At 42.1% G+C, this 18,767-nt stretch carries 14 protein-coding genes; 9 read left to right on the top strand and 5 right to left on the bottom strand.

Annotated features, from left to right (window positions below):
• Positions 1-110: 110 nt before the first annotated feature.
• Entirely contained in the window at positions 111-1,712 is a 1,602-nt protein-coding gene (bshC, locus tag AB1A65_RS06975; protein ID WP_366587169.1) for a bacillithiol biosynthesis cysteine-adding enzyme BshC, read from the top strand.
• Positions 1,713-1,924: 212 nt separating this feature from the next.
• Here bshC and AB1A65_RS06970 read toward each other — a convergent pair whose 3' ends face one another.
• From AB1A65_RS06970 to pgmB, 3 genes are all read right to left on the bottom strand, one after another.
• A complete protein-coding gene (locus AB1A65_RS06970; protein WP_366587167.1) occupies positions 1,925-3,898 on the bottom strand; it encodes a thiol-activated cytolysin family protein in 1,974 nt (657 codons plus the stop codon).
• A 223-nt stretch (positions 3,899-4,121) separates the two neighbouring features.
• On the bottom strand, positions 4,122-5,966 hold the full coding sequence (locus AB1A65_RS06965; RefSeq protein ID WP_366587165.1) for a tetratricopeptide repeat protein: 1,845 nt from the start codon (positions 5,964-5,966) through the stop codon (positions 4,122-4,124).
• A gap of 91 nt (positions 5,967-6,057) precedes the next feature.
• Positions 6,058-6,717: a beta-phosphoglucomutase gene (gene pgmB, locus AB1A65_RS06960; protein ID WP_366587163.1), complete on the bottom strand. Its 660-nt coding sequence runs from the start codon at positions 6,715-6,717 to the stop codon at positions 6,058-6,060.
• Between the two features lie 235 nt (positions 6,718-6,952).
• Here pgmB and guaA point away from each other — a divergent pair, with 235 nt between their 5' ends.
• From guaA to AB1A65_RS06940, 4 genes are read left to right on the top strand one after another with little or no spacing between them, the layout of a single operon-like run.
• Positions 6,953-8,485 (top strand): glutamine-hydrolyzing GMP synthase, encoded by a 1,533-nt coding sequence (gene guaA / locus AB1A65_RS06955; protein WP_366587160.1) that lies wholly within the window; start codon positions 6,953-6,955, stop codon positions 8,483-8,485.
• Positions 8,482-10,653: a LysM peptidoglycan-binding domain-containing protein gene (locus AB1A65_RS06950; RefSeq protein WP_366587158.1), complete on the top strand. Its 2,172-nt coding sequence runs from the start codon at positions 8,482-8,484 to the stop codon at positions 10,651-10,653. Before guaA ends, AB1A65_RS06950 begins: the two co-directional genes overlap by 4 nt.
• Positions 10,631-11,035, top strand: coding sequence for an OsmC family protein (locus AB1A65_RS06945; RefSeq protein ID WP_366587156.1), 405 nt, complete (start codon positions 10,631-10,633; stop codon positions 11,033-11,035). The genes AB1A65_RS06950 and AB1A65_RS06945 overlap by 23 nt, the downstream gene beginning before the upstream one ends.
• Complete coding sequence (locus tag AB1A65_RS06940; protein ID WP_366587153.1) at positions 11,023-11,556, top strand: DUF922 domain-containing protein; 534 nt, start codon at positions 11,023-11,025, stop codon at positions 11,554-11,556. Before AB1A65_RS06945 ends, AB1A65_RS06940 begins: the two co-directional genes overlap by 13 nt.
• 89 nt (positions 11,557-11,645) lie before the next feature.
• Here the strand turns inward: AB1A65_RS06940 and AB1A65_RS06935 are convergent, their stop codons facing one another.
• Complete coding sequence (locus AB1A65_RS06935; RefSeq protein WP_366587151.1) at positions 11,646-13,244, bottom strand: sulfatase; 1,599 nt, start codon at positions 13,242-13,244, stop codon at positions 11,646-11,648.
• Positions 13,245-13,400: 156 nt separating this feature from the next.
• Between AB1A65_RS06935 and AB1A65_RS06930 the strand changes: the two genes are divergently transcribed.
• Positions 13,401-13,589: a hypothetical protein gene (locus AB1A65_RS06930; protein ID WP_366587149.1), complete on the top strand. Its 189-nt coding sequence runs from the start codon at positions 13,401-13,403 to the stop codon at positions 13,587-13,589.
• 378 nt (positions 13,590-13,967) lie between these two features.
• On the opposite strand, the gene AB1A65_RS06925 is transcribed toward AB1A65_RS06930, so the two are convergent.
• On the bottom strand, positions 13,968-14,831 hold the full coding sequence (locus AB1A65_RS06925; protein WP_366587147.1) for a TIM barrel protein: 864 nt from the start codon (positions 14,829-14,831) through the stop codon (positions 13,968-13,970).
• A gap of 46 nt (positions 14,832-14,877) precedes the next feature.
• Here AB1A65_RS06925 and AB1A65_RS06920 point away from each other — a divergent pair, with 46 nt between their 5' ends.
• From AB1A65_RS06920 to yidC, 3 genes are all read left to right on the top strand, one after another.
• A complete protein-coding gene (locus AB1A65_RS06920) occupies positions 14,878-15,120 on the top strand; it encodes a DUF3820 family protein (protein WP_366587144.1) in 243 nt (80 codons plus the stop codon).
• 49 nt (positions 15,121-15,169) lie between these two features.
• Positions 15,170-16,804 carry a CTP synthase gene (locus AB1A65_RS06915; protein ID WP_366587142.1) on the top strand — a complete coding sequence of 545 codons (1,635 nt, stop codon included), beginning with the start codon at positions 15,170-15,172 and terminating at the stop codon, positions 16,802-16,804.
• Between the two features lie 66 nt (positions 16,805-16,870).
• Entirely contained in the window at positions 16,871-18,739 is a 1,869-nt protein-coding gene (gene yidC / locus AB1A65_RS06910) for a membrane protein insertase YidC (protein ID WP_366587140.1), read from the top strand.
• The last annotated feature ends 28 nt before the right edge of the window (positions 18,740-18,767 follow it).

The raw sequence follows: 18,767 nt of genomic DNA, 5'->3' as shown, positions 1-18,767 counted from the left end.
ATTGAACTATTGTCATAATTTTTGTTCAAGATGGGCCATTTGTAATTAACGTATTTTTAGGATGAGAAAAAAACAAGAGGTTTATCTTTGACCACCTCATTGCAGTGTTAATGGAAGTAGATTGTATACCCTTTAAAGAAACCGGTTATTTTTCCAAGCTTATTTGCGACTATTTGGATCAGCAGGAAAGTCTAAAACCATTTTATAACCGATTTCCCTCAGCTGAAAATTTTAAGGAACAGATTAAAGAGAAAAGGGGTAATTATCCTGCTGCGCACCGAAAGGTCTTGGTTGAGGCATTGAAGGGACAATACAAGGGATTTGAGGTTTCCGAATCCACACAGGCGAACATTGCAGCCTTGGAAAAGGAGAATTCTTTTACTATTGTTACGGGGCATCAATTGAATTTATTCACGGGTCCTTTGTACTTTTTATATAAAATTGTATCCACCCTTAACTTGGCTAAACAACTCAATGATTTATACCCGGACAACCATTTTGTGCCGGTGTATTGGATGGCCACGGAGGACCATGATTTTGATGAAATCAACTATTTCAACCTTCACGGAAAAAAAATTCAATGGAATCGTTCAGCGTCGGGAGCGGTTGGTGCGTTGAGTACTGAAGGACTTGATGCCGTTTTTGAATTGCTGTCCCCTGAACTGGGCAATACAGGAAATGCGGAAGAACTCAAAAAGTTGTTTAAAAAAGCGTATTTGGAGCATTCTACCTTGACCGATGCCACACGCTATTTGGCCAATGCTTTATTTGGCGAAGAAGGTTTGGTCATTGTTGATGGTGACGATAAGGCTTTAAAAAAAATGCTGATTCCTTATGCAGAAAAAGACATTCTTGAGCATATTCCTTACAAGGCTGTCTCAGAATCCATTACAAAGTTGTCTGAAGTATCATCAGATTATTCGATTCAGGTGAATCCACGGGAAATCAATTATTTTTATTTGAAAGATGAGATTCGCGAACGCATTGTTAAAAAGAATGGGAAGTTTCATGTCCTCAATACCGAAATAAGTTTTTCAGCCGAAGAACTCAAGGATGAACTGCATAAGTATCCAGAGCGATTTTCACCAAATGTAATAGCACGACCATTGTATCAAGAGGTGATTCTGCCTAATCTCTGCTATATTGGAGGAGGTGGGGAGTTGGCGTATTGGTTGGAATTGAAATCATATTTCGGGGAGATGGGGGTTACCTTTCCCATGCTGCTGTTGCGAAACTCCGTATTGGTCATTACTAAGAAGCAGTCTGAAAAGTTGGAAAAATTGAATCTGAAAATTTCCCACCTCTTTTTAAAACAACACAGTTTCATCAATAAAAAGATTCGGGATATTTCCAATATCGATATTGATTTTTCACCCCAGAAAAAATTGTTGGAAGAACAATTCAAAGATCTTTATGAATTGGCGCAGCAAACCGATAAGAGTTTTTTGGGAGCTGTAAAGGCCCAAGAAGTTAAACAGAAGAAAGGTTTGGATGCATTGGAAAAGCGTCTGCTGAAAGCCCAAAAAAGAAAGCTCAAAGATCATGTCGTCCGTATGATCGATATCCAAAATGAGCTTTTTCCCAATAAGTCACTACAGGAGCGGCAGCTTAATTTTTCAGAACTCTATCTGGAAATGGGAGATGCGCTAATCCCAACACTTCTAGACTCTTTGAATCCATTGAGCGGTGATTTTACTATATTAAAGTATTGATAAACAGTTGTTTATTTTATTTAAAACAATTTTTTTTAAAAAAGTTTAGAATTGAGGTAGGGTATTTCTTCTTACAACTGTTTTAGTATTGAAAATTGCTATGAAAATTAATATTTGAGTTGGTAAACTCATATGTTTAGGTTGGTTTTGATTTTATTTAAAAGCCCTGGAGTGGTTCCCGGGGCTTTTGCTTTTATTTTTAAGAAGATAATTTAATTAATCACCCAAGGTCCCTCAAAACGATCCTGACCGACAGTTGCCGAGGAAAACCATTCATTTATCTCATCTCCCTCCTTATTTACAAAAATAAACCTTCTACTGGAACCTCCGATGGTAAAGCTTGTGGCCGCCCCAACTTCATCAAACAGTGCTCCATTGTTTTCTATACTTTGAGGGTCCCCAAACCATTCATTGGATGGCTTTGTAGAGGTCCAACTTCCACCGCTGGCAGAGTTGTACACTTGGTATTCGTCACCATCTAGTCCGAAAAATGCCATGGAGGTTGCTCCAACGCTTACTCCAGCTCCTATTCCTTGGGTGCCCAAGGCAAAATTGTTGCTGTCCCCAAAGGTTTCATTGACCAATATGGTAGAGCCTGCTGTCCCAATGGGCCCTTCTGGCAACTGATTGTTATCTACATAATTGGTAAGTTGGAATATTTGTAAGCTGAATCCGTTCCCATCAAAGATGTAAAGTCTAGACTGTAGGTTGTCCGCAAATTTCACAGCTGCTCCAACACTTTCCAATTCCAGTTCTCCTAGAGGGGCATCAGGATCTTTAATGTCAAAGATTTTTCTGTCGCCATCACTTAAAATACCTGGGGTATTTCCATTGAACCATGCATATTTTGTTCCTGTCTTATTAAAAACAAGGACATCACTGTTACCTAAATTGGCCATGGCTCCGATTCCATCCTCAAAAAGGTCTAAAAGATCGCTATATATTCCTGGGGGAAGAATACCTTTTAATTCACAATTTTTAACGGAGTATTTGGTCGCCAAATTCGTGCTAACAACTTGGCTGGGATCTTCCAAGCTGTTCACCACGTATGATAGAGGTAGACCACCAGAGATATCACTGGACGCAGCGAGTCGATCTACAATATCTTTGAGATTATCAACGGCATCCTCTCCGCCAAATGTTGCACCTACGGCGTTTAAAGTGCCTTCGGAATCCCCTCCATAAGCTATTACTTTTACACTTAAATTATTGTATTCCCGTAAGGACTCAATATCTACATTGCCACTTACTTTTCCAGCAACTGCGTTGTACGAACCTTTCAAGGCAAATTCCATATCCTGGGCCGATGCGGTGGATTCATACAGCATATAAAAAATGCGACCGTAAGTCACTGAGGAAATAAAAGTTGCTGGGTTGTTCGGTTGAATAAATTTTGCCAGTTGTTCTGCCGTTACATCTTCATGAAAAACTTCATCAAGATCTGTAGGTTTTACATAACTCATAGTATAATAGGCCTGAGTCAATTTTACCAAAACACTGCTGTATTCCGAGTTAGTGTTCAATGAAAAGTTGGAGCTAACTTTTGTAGTCAGAGAGGATGCCTTTAAACCCATTTCCAATGCCAATTGCTCCCTGGAATTTATAGCTACAACATCTAAGGTAAAATTTGCTGGGGTGATCTCCCCGTTTTGTGCTATGACATCATTCATGGCCTGTTGCACTGTTCCTTGGTCTATGACATCCACCTCTACCGTGGCCTTTGGATTTCCGGTGACCAGATTATAAGTGATTTTTCCACCGGCACGCTTTACCACAATGTCGGATGGTGTGGCATTGTCCAAGGTTTTACCTTGTAACAGATTACCGGGCCAAATCACTGAAGCATTGGTATTGTATAGTGGAAAAGTATGGGTTCCTCCGGTGATGTCCACTTCTTTTTTGGTACAGACCCAGCGTTGTTCAATGGTTTCACCTTCGTCTTTTCTGTCATAATCTTCATCTGCTGTTTGTTCGGTACCCGCAACTTCTGTTTCTGTAGTATTCGGCGGATAGTTTTCAAATTCATCTCCGCTGGCCACAATTTCTGCAACGGTGGCTGTTGAAGGGTCAATTGGGTCTGTTGGGTCTGTTGTGTCATCACCATCTCCACTTTTGCTACAGGCTATTATTGTAAATATCAGTGCTAGTGTCCAAAATCTACTGAATAATTTCTTGATTGCTTTCATCACTTCTTTTTGTTTTGTGGTTAAACTTTGAGATTCTGTTTTGTGTGACCCGCCCGGTAACGGTCTGCAGCCCTTAGCCGAGCAAGACCACAAAACTGGTGTCAAATACATGACAACACAAACCTAAATCGCTGATTTTGAACAATGAAATAATGAGGGTGGACAAAAGGTGGACACTCTTAGAAAAGAGAAAGGACAATTGGTGGAGAGGGTAACGGGCCCATTAAAGACTCAATACCAAATCCTGTAGGGAGTCTTCAGTTGTGATATTCAATTTTTTACGTAATCTGTAACGGGCTTTTTTAATACCCTCCTGCGAAATGTTGAGAATGTTGGCTATTTCTTTGGAGGAGAGGTTCATCTTTAAAAGTGCTAAAAGCCGAAGCTCGTTAGAGGTAATTTCCGGGAATTTGGCTTTTACATTGCTGTTGAAATCCTTGTGGACCTCCTCAAAATAGCGAGAAAAGTTTTTCCAATTGTCATCATCCTGCAAATCAAAATTGATTGTGCGGATAAGTTGTTGGTATCCATTTTTGGAGGTTTCTCCCTCTTTTAGCTCCTTGGCTTTTTGTTTGAGTCCCTCTAAAACTTCGTTCTTTTTGGCCAAATGTAGTGCATGGGTGGTCAATTCCTTCTTTTTGAAGGCGAGCTCCACATCAAGTTTTTCCCTTTCCGCTTTGTTACGCTTTAATTTCTGCCTAATCCCATAAAATCCAAATCCAAATACCAATACAGATAATCCCAATCCACTTCCCAAAAGCATTTTTTGAAGATGGCTTACTTTGGCCTCTTGCTCAAGAAGAACAATTTGCTGTTCTTTTTTTTCGGTTTCATAAATGGTTCGAAGCTCCTCTATTTGCTGGGATTTAGTTGTATTGAAAATAGAATCGTTAAGGTTTATGAAGTGCTTTTTATCTTCTAATGCTTCTTTAAATTGACCATTTTTTTCATAGGCAAGTGACCTACCCTCGTAACCATCCTTGAGTTCGGCAAGGCTTTGAATGGAATCAGCCAAATGAATGGCCCTTGTATGATTTTTTATAGCATCAGCCATTTGATTTTTCTCTAGAAACAAACTGCCCAATTCGTTGTAGGAACTCACATTGTTATTGGCCGTTGTCTTACCCAGTGCAATGCTTTTGGTTAGAAAGTCTTCCGCTAGAACAAGGTTTCCCTTTTTTCGGTTGGCCAACCCCAAATTGTGGTAGCAGATGGCTTCAAAACCTTTTCTACCCGAAGAAATGGAGATTTCCAGACTTTTCTTGAAATGCTCTATACCTTTGTCAATTTCTTCAAGGCCAAGGTAAGCATAACCAATCTCGGTATGGGTGATGCACTGCCAGAGAGGATTCTGCTGCTCTTCAAAAATTTTAAGCCCTTCTGCGAGATGGGGCAGGGCGGCCTCATCGTTTCCTCGGAGACTTTCAATCCTTCCAACACCTACCAACATGTCAGCACGTTTTTCTAAGTAGGGTTTTTTAAGGGAATCCAATCCACGGAGTCCATTCAACATGTATTTTATACCAATTTCATAACTCGCTTTATCCATGTAAATCGTGGCAATTTCCCTATTGGTTTCAGCAATACGGATTCCACTTTTCATGTTTATGGCGGTCTGCATGACCTTCTCGTATAATTCCAAGGATTTGGTAAAATTACCCTGTAATTGTTCAATCTTGGCTAAGCCGTTAAAGGTTTTAAATTTACCCTCATTGTCATCCAACTCTTCCCAAATGGATGCAGCAAGCTCAAAATAATAATGGGCCGAATCAAAAGCGAAGATGCGGCGGTAGTAGTTGCCATAATTAAAAAGAGCATCGCCTTCTCCCTTTTTATAGTTTAGGGTTTTGGAAAGTTGAAGCTGTTCCTTTACGTAAGGCAGTACATCTTCAGGTTTTCTTAAATGCAAGGTTCCATAATAGAGTTGGTCCAGTGTTTCAATTTTTTCAATCCCGTCCGGTTGATTTTCATATACGTTTAGAAGGCTATCGAGTCTCTCTTCTTTTTGCGCTTGAAGAATAAAGCAAAAGAATAGCAGGTAGATTGAGACAAGGAATTTGGTTTTCATGGAGGCTGAATTACCTCTTAAAAATAGACATTTTGCCCCAACTTTATGAATAAGAGTAGTTTGAGTCGAAGAAAGGGAACTGTAAAGTTTATTAGAACAATTCTTTGAAATGTGACTTCACTTCAAACAAAGTGGCTTCCTTCATGGTATTAAACCGAATATCGGCATGGCCTACACGTTCCTCTGGACCTATTCCAACGCTGTGAAAACCTCCAGCCTTGGCAGCATCAATGCCTTTTTCGGCATCTTCAAACACAATGCAATTGGCAGGGGGAAGTTGCAGTTTTTCGGCCGCATACAGGAAAATATCAGGAGCGGGTTTACTTTTTGCAACGCTGTTTCCATCACCAATAACATCAAAATACCCCGTTGCGTTGAGTTGCTGTAGCACTTTTTCAGCATTCTTGCTGGCACTTCCCAAAGCCACACTAAATCCTTCGGTTCTAAGATGGGTCAATAATTCTCGTGCTCCGGGCAGATAATCTTCGGGCGTTACGTTATCCAAGCTGGCCACATACAGGTCGTTCTTTTTGGTGGCCAATTCAACAATGGTGCTTTCATCTAAGGAGACCTTGTTGTGCTGCATAATGACCTTAATGGAGTCCATTCTTGAGATACCCCTAAGTTTTTCATTGACTTCCCTGTCAAAATTCCAACTCATTTCATCGGCCAATGCCTTCCAAGCTTCATAATGCAGTTCAGCCGTATCGGTAATTACGCCATCCAAATCGAAGATAAACCCCTTGATCATGGTTTAGTGTTTATGAATGGCAAAGAAATAACGAAATGTGTTAAGAAAAAAACTACATAACGTTATATTCGCTAAAATGTAACTTGTTCACTTTGTTAGGGGATTATGAGGTCTTGCTATAAAAAAGATGTTAAAAAACTTTCTATAATCCGCATACAATAAGCTGTTTACAAACTTGTCATAAATATCCCTTAAAAGATACTTTTTCAAAAAAACCAAATCGCTATTTTTGCCCATGCAGAACAACGTACTCATCCTTGATTTTGGTTCCCAGTACACTCAGTTGATCGCAAGACGCGTAAGGGAACTCAATATTTACTCTGAAATAAAACCGTACAACAAGCTACCCGAAGACCTCTCGGAATTTAAAGCTGTAATTCTTTCTGGTTCTCCGTCATCAGTGAGGGGAGACAATGCCCCGCATCCCGATTTGTCCGAAATCAAGGGAAAAAAGCCGTTGTTGGGTATTTGTTATGGGGCACAGTACTTGTCCCACTTTAATGGGGGCAGTGTAGCACCATCGGCAACACGGGAATACGGAAGGGCCAATCTCTCTTTTGTTAAAAGTGGTGAGGAGTTTTTAAAAGGACTGGGTGAAGGCAGCCAGGTATGGATGAGTCATAGTGATACCATTAAAGAATTGCCCGAAGGAGCAATTCGATTGGCCAGCACCGACGATGTTGAAAATGCCGCCTACAAAATTGAAGGGGAGCATACTTACGGAATCCAATTCCACCCTGAAGTGTACCATACCACGGACGGTAAGAAATTGTTGGAAAACTTTTTGGTGAACATCGCGGGGTTAAAACAAGACTGGACCCCTGATGCCTTCGTGGAGACCACTGTGGATGAACTTAAGGCACAGATTGGGGACGACAAAGTAATTTTGGGTCTCTCTGGAGGTGTTGATTCCAGTGTGGCAGCCATGTTGTTGCACAAGGCCATTGGAAAACACTTGCATTGCATTTTTGTAAACAACGGTTTACTTCGTAAAAATGAGTTTGAAAGTGTTCTGGACCAATACAAACACATGGGACTCAATGTGAAGGGTGTTGACGCTTCGGCACGTTTTTTGAACGCTTTGAAAGGTGAATCCGACCCAGAAAAGAAACGTAAAATCATTGGCGGCGTCTTTATTGATGTTTTTGATGATGAGGCCCATAAAGTGGAAAATGCCAAATGGTTGGCGCAAGGGACCATTTATCCCGATCGGATTGAATCCGTTTCGGCCAGTGGAGGTCCATCCGCAGTGATTAAAAGTCACCACAATGTAGGCGGATTGCCAGATTATATGAAATTGAAGATCGTGGAACCCCTAAAAATGTTGTTCAAGGATGAGGTGAGAAGAGTAGGGGCCAGCATGGGTATGGAAGATTTTATTTTGGGGAGACACCCTTTTCCCGGACCTGGTTTGGGAATCCGTATCTTAGGGGATATTACCGCAGAAAAAGTGGCCATTTTACAAGAAGTGGACGCTATTTTTATTGACGGATTAAAAAAATGGGGACTTTATGATAAGGTTTGGCAGGCCGGAGCCATGCTTTTGCCCGTAGATAGTGTAGGGGTCATGGGAGATGAACGAACGTATGAAAAATGCGTGGCCTTAAGAGCGGTTGAAAGTACGGACGGAATGACCGCAGATTGGGTAAATCTGCCATACGAATTCCTACAAAAGACCTCAAATGATATAATAAATAAGGTCAAAGGCGTTAATAGAGTAGTGTATGACATAAGCTCAAAGCCACCAGCAACTATAGAATGGGAATGAAAAAATATATTTTACAACTGGGTTTTGTGGTCTTTTTGTTGGCCTCAATCTCGGTTTCTGCACAAAATAAGTATGAAACACATGCGGTAAAGGAAGGCGAGACCTTACAGAGTATTTCGCAAAAGTATCGCGTTACTCCGTATAGCATACTTCAGGCGAACAAGGAAATAAAGAGTGCCGCCGACGTGAAGGAAAACACTATTTTGATCATTCCTTTGAATGGTGCGGTCAACGTTGAAAAAGAAAAAGCCAAGGAGGAAGTCCAACAAGAGCCAAAACCCATTGGATTTACCCGACACAGAGTGCGAAGGAAAGAAACCTTATTTGGACTAACCCAGAAATATGAGATTACTGAAGAGCAACTGAAACGGTACAACACTCAGTTGTATTCTGAGCCTTTGAAGAAGGGAATGGTGCTGCAGGTCCCCAAATATCCAGAGATTGACCCTGAAGATGAACGTGAGCTGGATTTTGAAACGTATATCGTTCAATCCAAGGAAACCCGATGGAGCATCGCCCACAAATACGGTATTACCGTGGACAGTCTTCTTATCCTCAACCCAGATTTGAGCAAAACAACCAATTATCTTGCCGCTGGCCACGAATTAAAATTACCCCGACCCAAGGGTGACAGTTTAAAAGAACAAAGAGTTGAGATTTTCACTTCGTACACCGTTCCTCCCAAAATGACCTTGTACAGTTTGGGTAGGGAATATGGCATACCTTCAGATTCCATTGTTAAGCTCAACCCTGAAATTATGGCCCTGGGCGGTTTAAAAGAAGGGATGGTCATTCGGCTTCCTAAAAAACAAGACAAAGCCGGGGTTGTAAATACCGACAACTATATTTTTTACGAGGTAAAACCCAAGCAAAATATCTTCAGGTTGACCCAAAACCTAAAAATTACCCGTGAAGAACTATTCCAATTAAATCCTGCGCTTGAGAATGGACTTAAAGCGGGAATGGTCCTAAAATTGCCAAAGGAAAAGGCTGAAGGTCTTGAAGTAAAGAACGCCTTGGTTTTGGATAAAATCAATCTTTTGGACAGTGTCAATGTGGAGAACAAGCCCAAGGTGGTGTTCATGTTGCCGTTTCGATTGGACCGGATTGATGTTAACAACAAGGAAAAAACCGAAAGTCAGATTAAGACCAGACGGGACTTGACCCTAAGTCTTGGTTTTTATTCAGGGGCTATGGTGGCCTTGGATTCCATCAAAAAATTGGGCATTTCGGTGAATGTTAAAACGTATGATACCGAGTTGAGCCAAACCAAAGTGAAAGAAATCCTTTTTCGGGAAAATCTACAGGGCGTCAATGCGATTATTGGTCCAGTGGCCTCCGCGGCTTTAAATGAAGTTGCGGTGCAGGCAGCATCCAAGAATATTCCGGTCATTGCACCGATTGCTTCGGACAGTGAGTTTAGCCATTCCAATGTATTCTTTTCTGTGCCTAGGGATGAGGTCCTCAGAAGCAAGATGCTTTCCTACATGGAAAAAATCTATACGAATCAAAATATAATTATCATCGCTGATTCCACGCATCAGGTGGCGCACGATTCCATTTTAAGCAAGTTTCCTGCGGCGCAGATTGCCAAGGTAATCGATAATAAATCCTTGCACTTAGACAGGTTTTTAGTACGACTCTCAGAAGACAAGGAAAATTGGGTGTTTTTGGAGACTGACCAACCCAATATGGTGGCCAGTGTCACTTCCATATTAAATTCAGCCAATACGGCGAGTCTTCTATCAGAGAAAGAGACCCAAATTAGAGTGCGCATGTTCACTACAAGCTATAACAGCGCCTTTGAGGACGATGCCGTATCCAATACACATCTATCCAACTTAAGGTTTACGTACCCCTCTCTTTACAGGGAAGCGGGCAATGATTCTTTTGTGCAGGCGTACCAGAAAAGATTCAATGGCCTAAGACCTGATCGCTACGCGGTTCGTGGATTTGACGTGACTTTTGATGTGTTGTTGAAGCTTGCACACAAGAACAATCTATTTGAAACCTCCAAGATTATTGGTCTTACTGAATATACCGGAAACAGTTTTGATTATATCAACAACTGGACCTCGGGGTATTTCAATAGGGCTTGCTATATTATGGAGTACAATAATTTAGAAATTAAAGAAGTAAAATTGGATGACCTCAAAAGTAACCTATAACGGGAATTTACGCACCACCTGTGTGCATATACGGTCGGGAAATGAATACATTACCGATGCTCCAATTGATAACAACGGAAAGGGTGAAGCCTTTTCACCCACGGATACCGTTGCTACTGGTTTGGCCAATTGTATGTTGACCACCATGGGCATAAAAGCTGGAAATCTGGAGGTGAATTTAGACGGTTCCACTGCCGAAGTAACCAAACACATGGCCGCTGATCCAAGGCGAATCGTTAAAATTGAAGTGAAATTGGAACTTCCAAAAGAGGTTTCCGAAAAACATCGAAAGATTTTGGAAAATACAGCAAGAACCTGTCCGGTGGACTATAGCTTACACCCAGATATTGAAAGAGTAATCGATTTTCATTGGGTAAGATAATTACCATACAATGTTTATTGTTCCTTGGTTTTTTGGGTTTTGGTCAGGAAATCGAGGAAGGTGTCCTTTGGGACCCTAATTTACGGCTTACTTGGGCCGATTTTAAGGGGAAAGTCCCCCCAGCGGCTGTACCTGCAGCCACCACCGCCAGCGGTATCAGCTACACCTATTCCGCGAATTTGATGCACCATGAGGTGGAACTGGATTATGAGGTGAACGCTTATTTTTACCCCAATGAATCGTGGTACAAACCGCAAGTTTGTGATGAAAATACGCTGAGCCACGAACAACTTCATTTTGATATTGCCGAACTTTTTGCCCGAAAAATGCGGGAACGGTTGGACCAAACCTCTTTTTCAGATAATGTAAAGGCCGAAATCCGAAAAATCTACCAAGAGATTCTACAAGAGCTTCAGGACTATCAAGAGCAATATGATTGGGAGACCAACTTTTCCCGGAACCGTAAAAAACAAATGGAGTGGAACCAAAAAATTGCCAAGGCACTCCAAACAGTTGAATAGTTTCGCAAATGTTTGTTTGAGTCGTGAACTGATAATTCTAGATACGTTTCCTTTGGAAACCACTCGAACCTACGGGCAAGCACTACATTTTATTTCTTGTATGTATCAATAAACTTCTGGTCCAATTCCTCAGAATCCCTATACTTCACCCGCAGGGCCTTTAGTTCTTCTTTTAACTTCTCCCGAATTTCGGCATAGGCAGGATCATCGTACACATTTTGCATTTCATGCGGGTCTTTGGCGAGGTCGTACAGCTCCCATTCATCCACATCATGGTAAAAGTGTATCAATTTATATTGCTTGTTGGCCATGCCATAATGCCTTTTTACAGCATGTTCGGCAGGATATTCGTAATAGTGGTAATATACATTCTCCCTATTCCACTGCTCTAAATTTCCGGTGAAAATGGGCATTAGGTTTTCCCCTTGCATATCATTGGGAACAGCAGCCCCGGCAGCTTCCAAGAAAGTTTGCGCAAAATCCAGGTTTTGAACCATTTCTTCACTTGTAATTCCAGGTTGTATGATATTGGGCCAACGAATCAACAGTGGGGTCCTAAAAGATTCCTGGTACATGAATCGCTTATCGAACCAACCATGCTCGCCCAAATAAAACCCTTGGTCCGAAGTATAGACCACTAAGGTATTCTCGGCCAAATTGGTTTCGTCCAAATAGTCCAGCACCCGACCCACATTGTCGTCCACGGAGGCAATAGTGGCCAGGTAATCCTGCATATAGCGTTGGTATTTCCAGCGGGTCTTTTCGGTATCGTCCATATTTGGCCACTTGGTCTTGAAATCTTCTGCAATGGCATCTAAAATGGGAAGATACTCCGCTTGTTGTTCCTCTGTGAGGCGCGCAACCTCCCCATTACTGAAAAGCGGTGTGTTCCTGGGGTCGGTGTTCATACCCAATTCATCGGCAAGTTCGGGATAGACCTTGCAATCATAGCTGAGCATCATGTGTTTAAAAATATTCATCTCCGCGGTACGGGCCGCAGTACCGCGATTGGAATAGTCATCAAAAAGCGAGCTGGGTTCGGGGATTTCCTTTTCCAGATAGGCTTTGAACTTGTCCGCTTTGGGCCACCATGGACGGTGCGGTGCCTTGTGCAGGTACATCATTAGGAATGGTTTTTCAGGGTCCCGTTTTTGATCCAGCCACTCCAAGGTCATATCAGTAATAATATCCGAGGCGTAGCCCATTTTTTGGATGGTATCGCCCTTGGGCGTAATAAAATCTGGGTTCATGTAGCGCCCCTGTCCGGGCACGATCATAAACTCATCAAACCCCTTGGGACTGTTGCCAAAGTGCAACTTACCGAACATGGCCGTTTGGTAACCCGCCTTTTGCAATAGTTGTGGAAAAGTGACCTGGGTGGTATCAAAAGGGGAGAGGTTGTCTATTTTTCCATTAATGTGGGTATGTTTTCCTGTTAAAATGGTGGCCCGTGAAGGCGCACAGATGGAGTTGGTGACCGAAGCATTGGTGAACAACATCCCTTCCTTGGCCAGCCGGTCTATGTTAGGGGTCTGTATCAAAGTGGTATCATACGCGCTGATGGCTTGGTAGGCATGGTCATCGCTCATGATAAATAGGATGTTGGGCCGGGCCTTTGAGGTTTCGGCTTGTTCTTTTGGGGTATCTTTACATCCGATATGGAAGAAGATAAGGACAAGGGGTAACATTAATGCGGGGTTAGACCTCATGATGTTGGATGGGTTTAGAGGTTGAAAGGTAGCAAAATCAAATGGTACGATATATAAGGCTACTGTTTTCAAAATAATTCGAGAACTTGCGGATAGGAATCAATACAAACCGATATGACATCCAATAATCCATTCATGGAACTATCCAATTTTGTAGAGGACACCTACGGCACGCCCGAAACTTTGGCCAATTGGCTAAATCTGGCTGTGGAAATGTTATTTTATGTGGAAGAGGATACCTTTTCTAGGGTGGAGCTACAGGAAGTGGCGACGGCGATTAAGAAAATAGCAGTGATACTAAGGAATATCGGTCAAAGTAAATAGATACTTTGGTTCAAACCTTCTTCTACAAATTTTAATGCTATGTGCTATGCTTAGGTTCAACCGCCCAGAGATAAACTAGTGTTGTAACTGGTTGTATACAGAAAATCATAAGAATAGTCCATGTCCATTTATCCGAACTAGTTTTGGATGGATCTTTCCACAATTTAATCAATATATATGCTAATGTAATTAGATAGACAACTTGAAGGGCAATCATAAAATTAAAAAGCATATCGTATTCCTTTCCCCCTAGGTTAGAAAAGAAATTATAAAGAACAACAAGGATTGATAAAATTGATGGTATGCTAAGCAAAATTTTAGTAGATTTTTTCACGCTACAATCTTTACACTAAAACAACAATATGATGCTTTAAAAAATCAAACATCACACCTCAAAAACGCATCCTTGAGCGCCCCAATCTTGTCCTCCCAGGTTACAATAAACTCTTGGGCCACATACCCTTTAAAACCGGTATCGTGGATAGCTTTAATTATGGCAGGGTAGTAGAGTTCTTGGGTTTCGTCAATCTCATGGCGGCCGGGAACACCAGCGGTATGGTAGTGCCCAAAATACGGGTGGTAGTTCTGTATACTTCGTATAATGTCCCCCTCCTGAATCTGCATGTGGTAGATATCAAACAACAATTTAAAATTGTCGCTGCCCAAATGTTTGCAGAGCTCCACCCCCCAAAGCGAGTTATCGCACATATAATCAGGGTGGTTCACTTGGTTAAAAAGCTCCATTTGAATGACCACGCCGTGCTTTTCGGCCAAAGGCATAATTTGCGAAAGCCCGTCCACACAGTTTTGCAATCCCACATAATCGTTCATGCCATTGCGGTTGCCACTAAAGCAAATGAGGTTGGTGTAGCCGGCTTCGGCCACTTTTGGAATGATTTCGGTGTAATTTTTAATGAGCTGTTCGTGGTATTTGGGGTTGTTCCATCCCTCGGTCAAACTGATTTCAGCCCCATTGCACATGGAGCAATGGATGTTGTATTTTTTCAAGATGTGCCATCTATCCGGGCCTATTAAATCAATGGCCTTTACACCCAATTCATTCAAGGTCTGTAAAAACTCTTCAAAGGGAATATCGTTAAAGCACCATTCACAAACGCTATGGTTGATGTTGTGCTTCAGTTTAAAATCTTTTTGTGATTGGTTGTCCTTGGCAAAGCCAGATACCGATGCCAAACCGGCGGAACCCGCAGCGGCAGTGGCAATAAAATTTCTTCGTTTCATTATTGGGATAGATTGTTCAGCGAAAGATAGTACATTAGGCCTACAAATGGAAATGCAACCCGACCCGAAACAACTTTTGGAACTAGCCCATTATAAAATGCCTTTTGGCAAATACAAGGGCCGTTATCTGGTGGATTTGCCATTGGCTTATCTGGTGTGGTTCAGGCAAAAAGGATTTCCCGAAGGGAAACTTGGCAACCATCTTAGCGCCATGCTCACCATTAAAGATGAAGGCTTGGAACCGCTCATCAGAAAACTCCAAAAAGATTTTCCAAAGGAATCCTCCTGATTTCTGCCCGGCAATTTGTAACTTTACGCCCCGTAATAGAAAGATTAATATGTCACAGACCAAGTACATTTTCGTTACGGGAGGCGTTACCTCATCATTGGGTAAGGGAATCATCGCCGCATCCTTGGCTAAACTGCTACAGGCCAGGGGTTACCGCACTACCATACAAAAATTAGATCCTTACATCAATGTTGATCCTGGAACGCTGAATCCATACGAACATGGCGAGTGTTACGTGACCGATGATGGCGCCGAAACCGATTTGGACCTGGGCCATTACGAGCGGTTTTTGAACGTTCGTACCTCACAGGCCAATAATGTGACTACGGGTAGGATTTACCAAAGTGTGATTGAAAAGGAGCGTAGAGGTGAGTTTTTGGGGAAAACCGTTCAGGTAGTGCCCCATATTACCAACGAGATCAAGGAGCGCATTCAAAATTTGGGTAAAAGTGGCGAGTATGATATCGTGATTACCGAAATTGGGGGTACCGTGGGTGATATTGAGTCACTACCTTATATTGAAGCAGTACGACAATTGCTTTGGGAATTGGGCGAGCACAATGGCATTGTGGTACACCTTACTTTGGTTCCTTTTTTATCCGCCGCAGGCGAGTTGAAAACCAAACCTACCCAACACTCAGTGAAGACTCTTATGGAAAGTGGTATCAAAGCCGATATTTTGGTCTGCCGTACCGAACATGAGATTTCAGAGGACATCAAAGAAAAGTTGGCTTTGTTCTGTAATGTGAAGAAAGAAGCTGTCATTCAATCCATTGATGCCTCCACCATATATGATGTGCCGATTTTGATGCAGGAGGAAGGTCTCGATACCGTAGCCTTGGAAAAATTGGCCTTGCCCAATGATACTGAACCAAATCTGGACCAATGGAAAGAATTTTTACAACGACATAAGAATCCAAAGAACAAAGTCACTATTGGATTGATTGGAAAATATGTTGAACTGCCGGATTCCTATAAATCCATCCAAGAAGCATTTATTCATGCCGGAGCGACCAATGAAGTTGAGGTTGAGGTGCGTTCCATTCATTCAGAACATCTTGAGGCCAAGAACATCGATAAAAAATTGATGGGCTTGGACGGTCTATTGGTAGCCCCTGGTTTTGGGGAACGTGGTATAGAGGGAAAGGTGAAAGCGGTTCAATATGCACGTGAAAACGATGTTCCCTTTTTGGGAATTTGTTTGGGTATGCAAATGGCTGTAATTGAATTTGCCCGTAATGTTTTGAACTTGGAAGGGGCCAATTCCACCGAAATGGACAAAAGCACTGCGCATCCTGTTATAAGCTTGATGGAAGAACAAAAATCCATTACGGATATGGGTGGTACCATGCGTTTGGGGGCCTGGGATTGTCATTTGTCCGATAACAGTTTGGTACACGAAGTATACGGAACTACTGATATTTCAGAGCGCCACCGCCACCGTTTTGAATTCAATAACGACTACAACCAGCAAATGGAAGAAGCTGGGTTGGTGCCCACGGGTTTCAATCCCAAAACGGGACTGGTGGAAGTGATAGAGATTCCGTCCCATCCTTGGTTTATTGGCGTGCAGTATCACCCAGAGTATCGAAGTACCGTGGCCAGTCCTCACCCTTTATTTGTGGGGTTTGTAAAAGCGGTATTGGCACAGAAACAACAACAAAAGAGTGCCAGTTTGACATAAACTGCGGTTTTGGACATATATTTGCCACCTGAAATACCGATAATAGATTTCTACTAAATAATTTTCATGGAAGAGAAGAAGCTGGATATCAATTCCATTATTGGATTTGTACTGATTTTTGGGATACTCATCTTTATGTTTTACCAAAATCAGCCTACCCCAGAAGAGTTGGAGGCACAGAAAGCAGAACAAGAGCAGGTTGAAGCGGCTGCAAAGGAAGCTGAGAAGAAAGCCGACACCACTCCGATAAACCAACAAGAGCCCATTAACTTGCAGGATTCCACCGCAGTGGCCAATTACAAAAGTGAAGTGGGTGCGTTTGGCTTTACCCAAGCTTCTGACGGAACCACCAAATTGGAAAACGAAGTACTGTATTTGGAAGTATCCAATAAAGGTGGACAGATTGTGGAGGCCAAAATGAAAAATTTTGTCACCTACGATTCAGTTCCGGTGTATTTGGTAAAAGACGGCAATGCCAACTTTGCGCTAAATTTTTCTACCAATGATAATAGGGTGCTCAGTACAGCCGATTTGTATTTTGAGCCATCACTGACTAAAAGTGGAGACAATCAGGTGCTTTCCATGAAGGCCAAAGTGGGCAATAACCAGTTTTTAGAGTATCGCTATGAAATGAAACCGAATGAGTATTTGGTTGATTTTACAGTGCGTTCCCAAGGATTAAACGGAATCATCAACAGCACTAGACCCATCGAATTGAATTGGGACTTAAAAGGTATCCGCCATAACAAAAGTGTGCAGTATGGAAACCGCTATACCCGTTTAACCTATAATCATGATGACGGAAAAATCAGCAAACTTTCCGAAAGCAGTGACTTGGACGAAGAAACCGAAGAGGACGTAAAATGGCTGTCGTACCGTCAGCACTTTTTCAGCTCCATTTTGGCAACAGAGAATCATTTTAAAACAGCTGAACTCAGTTCCAAAAATTTGGTCGAGGAAGAGAGCAAGGACATCTTGTTCACTAAAGAATACAGCACCAAGGCTCCCCTAGAGCTTCAGGGAGGGGAATTGTCCCAGAACATGCACTGGTACTACGGTCCAACCGATGTGAAAATATTGGACGATTACAAAGAATTGGGCTTGGCGGATTCAATCCCATTTGGTTGGGGAATTTTTGGTTGGATCAACCGATACATCTTCACCCCGTTTTTTAGCTTTTTGAGCTCATTCTTACCTTTTGGTATTGCCATTGTTGTGATGACCATTATTGTGCGTTTGGTGCTGTCACCCGTAACCTATAAGTCCTATCTCTCACAGGCCAAGATGAAGGTGTTGAAACCAGAGATCACCGAAATCAACGAGAAGTACAAGGACAACGCCATGAAAAAGCAGCAAGAAACTATGAAGCTGTACAACAAAGCGGGCGTGAGCCCCATGAGCGGATGTATTCCGGCCTTGTTGCAGTTACCCATTTTCTACGCACTGTTCATGTTTTTCCCAACTTCATTCTCTTTGCGACAGAAATCTTTCTTGTGGGCGGAAGATTTGTCTTCTTATGATACCATTTTTGAATTACCATTCACCATTCCATTTTATGGAGATCACGTGAGTCTATTCCCGATTTTGGCATCGGTAGCCATCTTCTTTTATATGATGATGACCACGGGTCAGAGCATGCAGATGCAACAGCAACCTGGCATGCCCAACATGAAGTTCATCATGTACCTGTCGCCCATTATGATGTTGTTTTTCTTCAACAACTATGCGAGTGGGTTGAGTTTGTACTACTTTGTTTCCAACCTGATTACCATTTTCATCATGTTGGCCATAAAGAACTACATTTTGGATGAGGATAAAATCCATGCCCAAATTCAGGAAAACAAGAAAAAGCCGAAGAAGGAAAACAAGTTCCAGCGTAAAATGCGCGAAATGATGGAGCAGGCCGAGGAGCAGAAAAAAGCCGGTAGAAGATAGTTTTGGATTAAAATTTAGAGTCGTGCAT

It is taken from the genome of Allomuricauda sp. ANG21 (assembly GCF_040705235.1).
Classification (GTDB): domain Bacteria; phylum Bacteroidota; class Bacteroidia; order Flavobacteriales; family Flavobacteriaceae; genus Flagellimonas; species Flagellimonas marina.
This window is presented reverse-complemented; position numbering and strand designations above follow the sequence as displayed.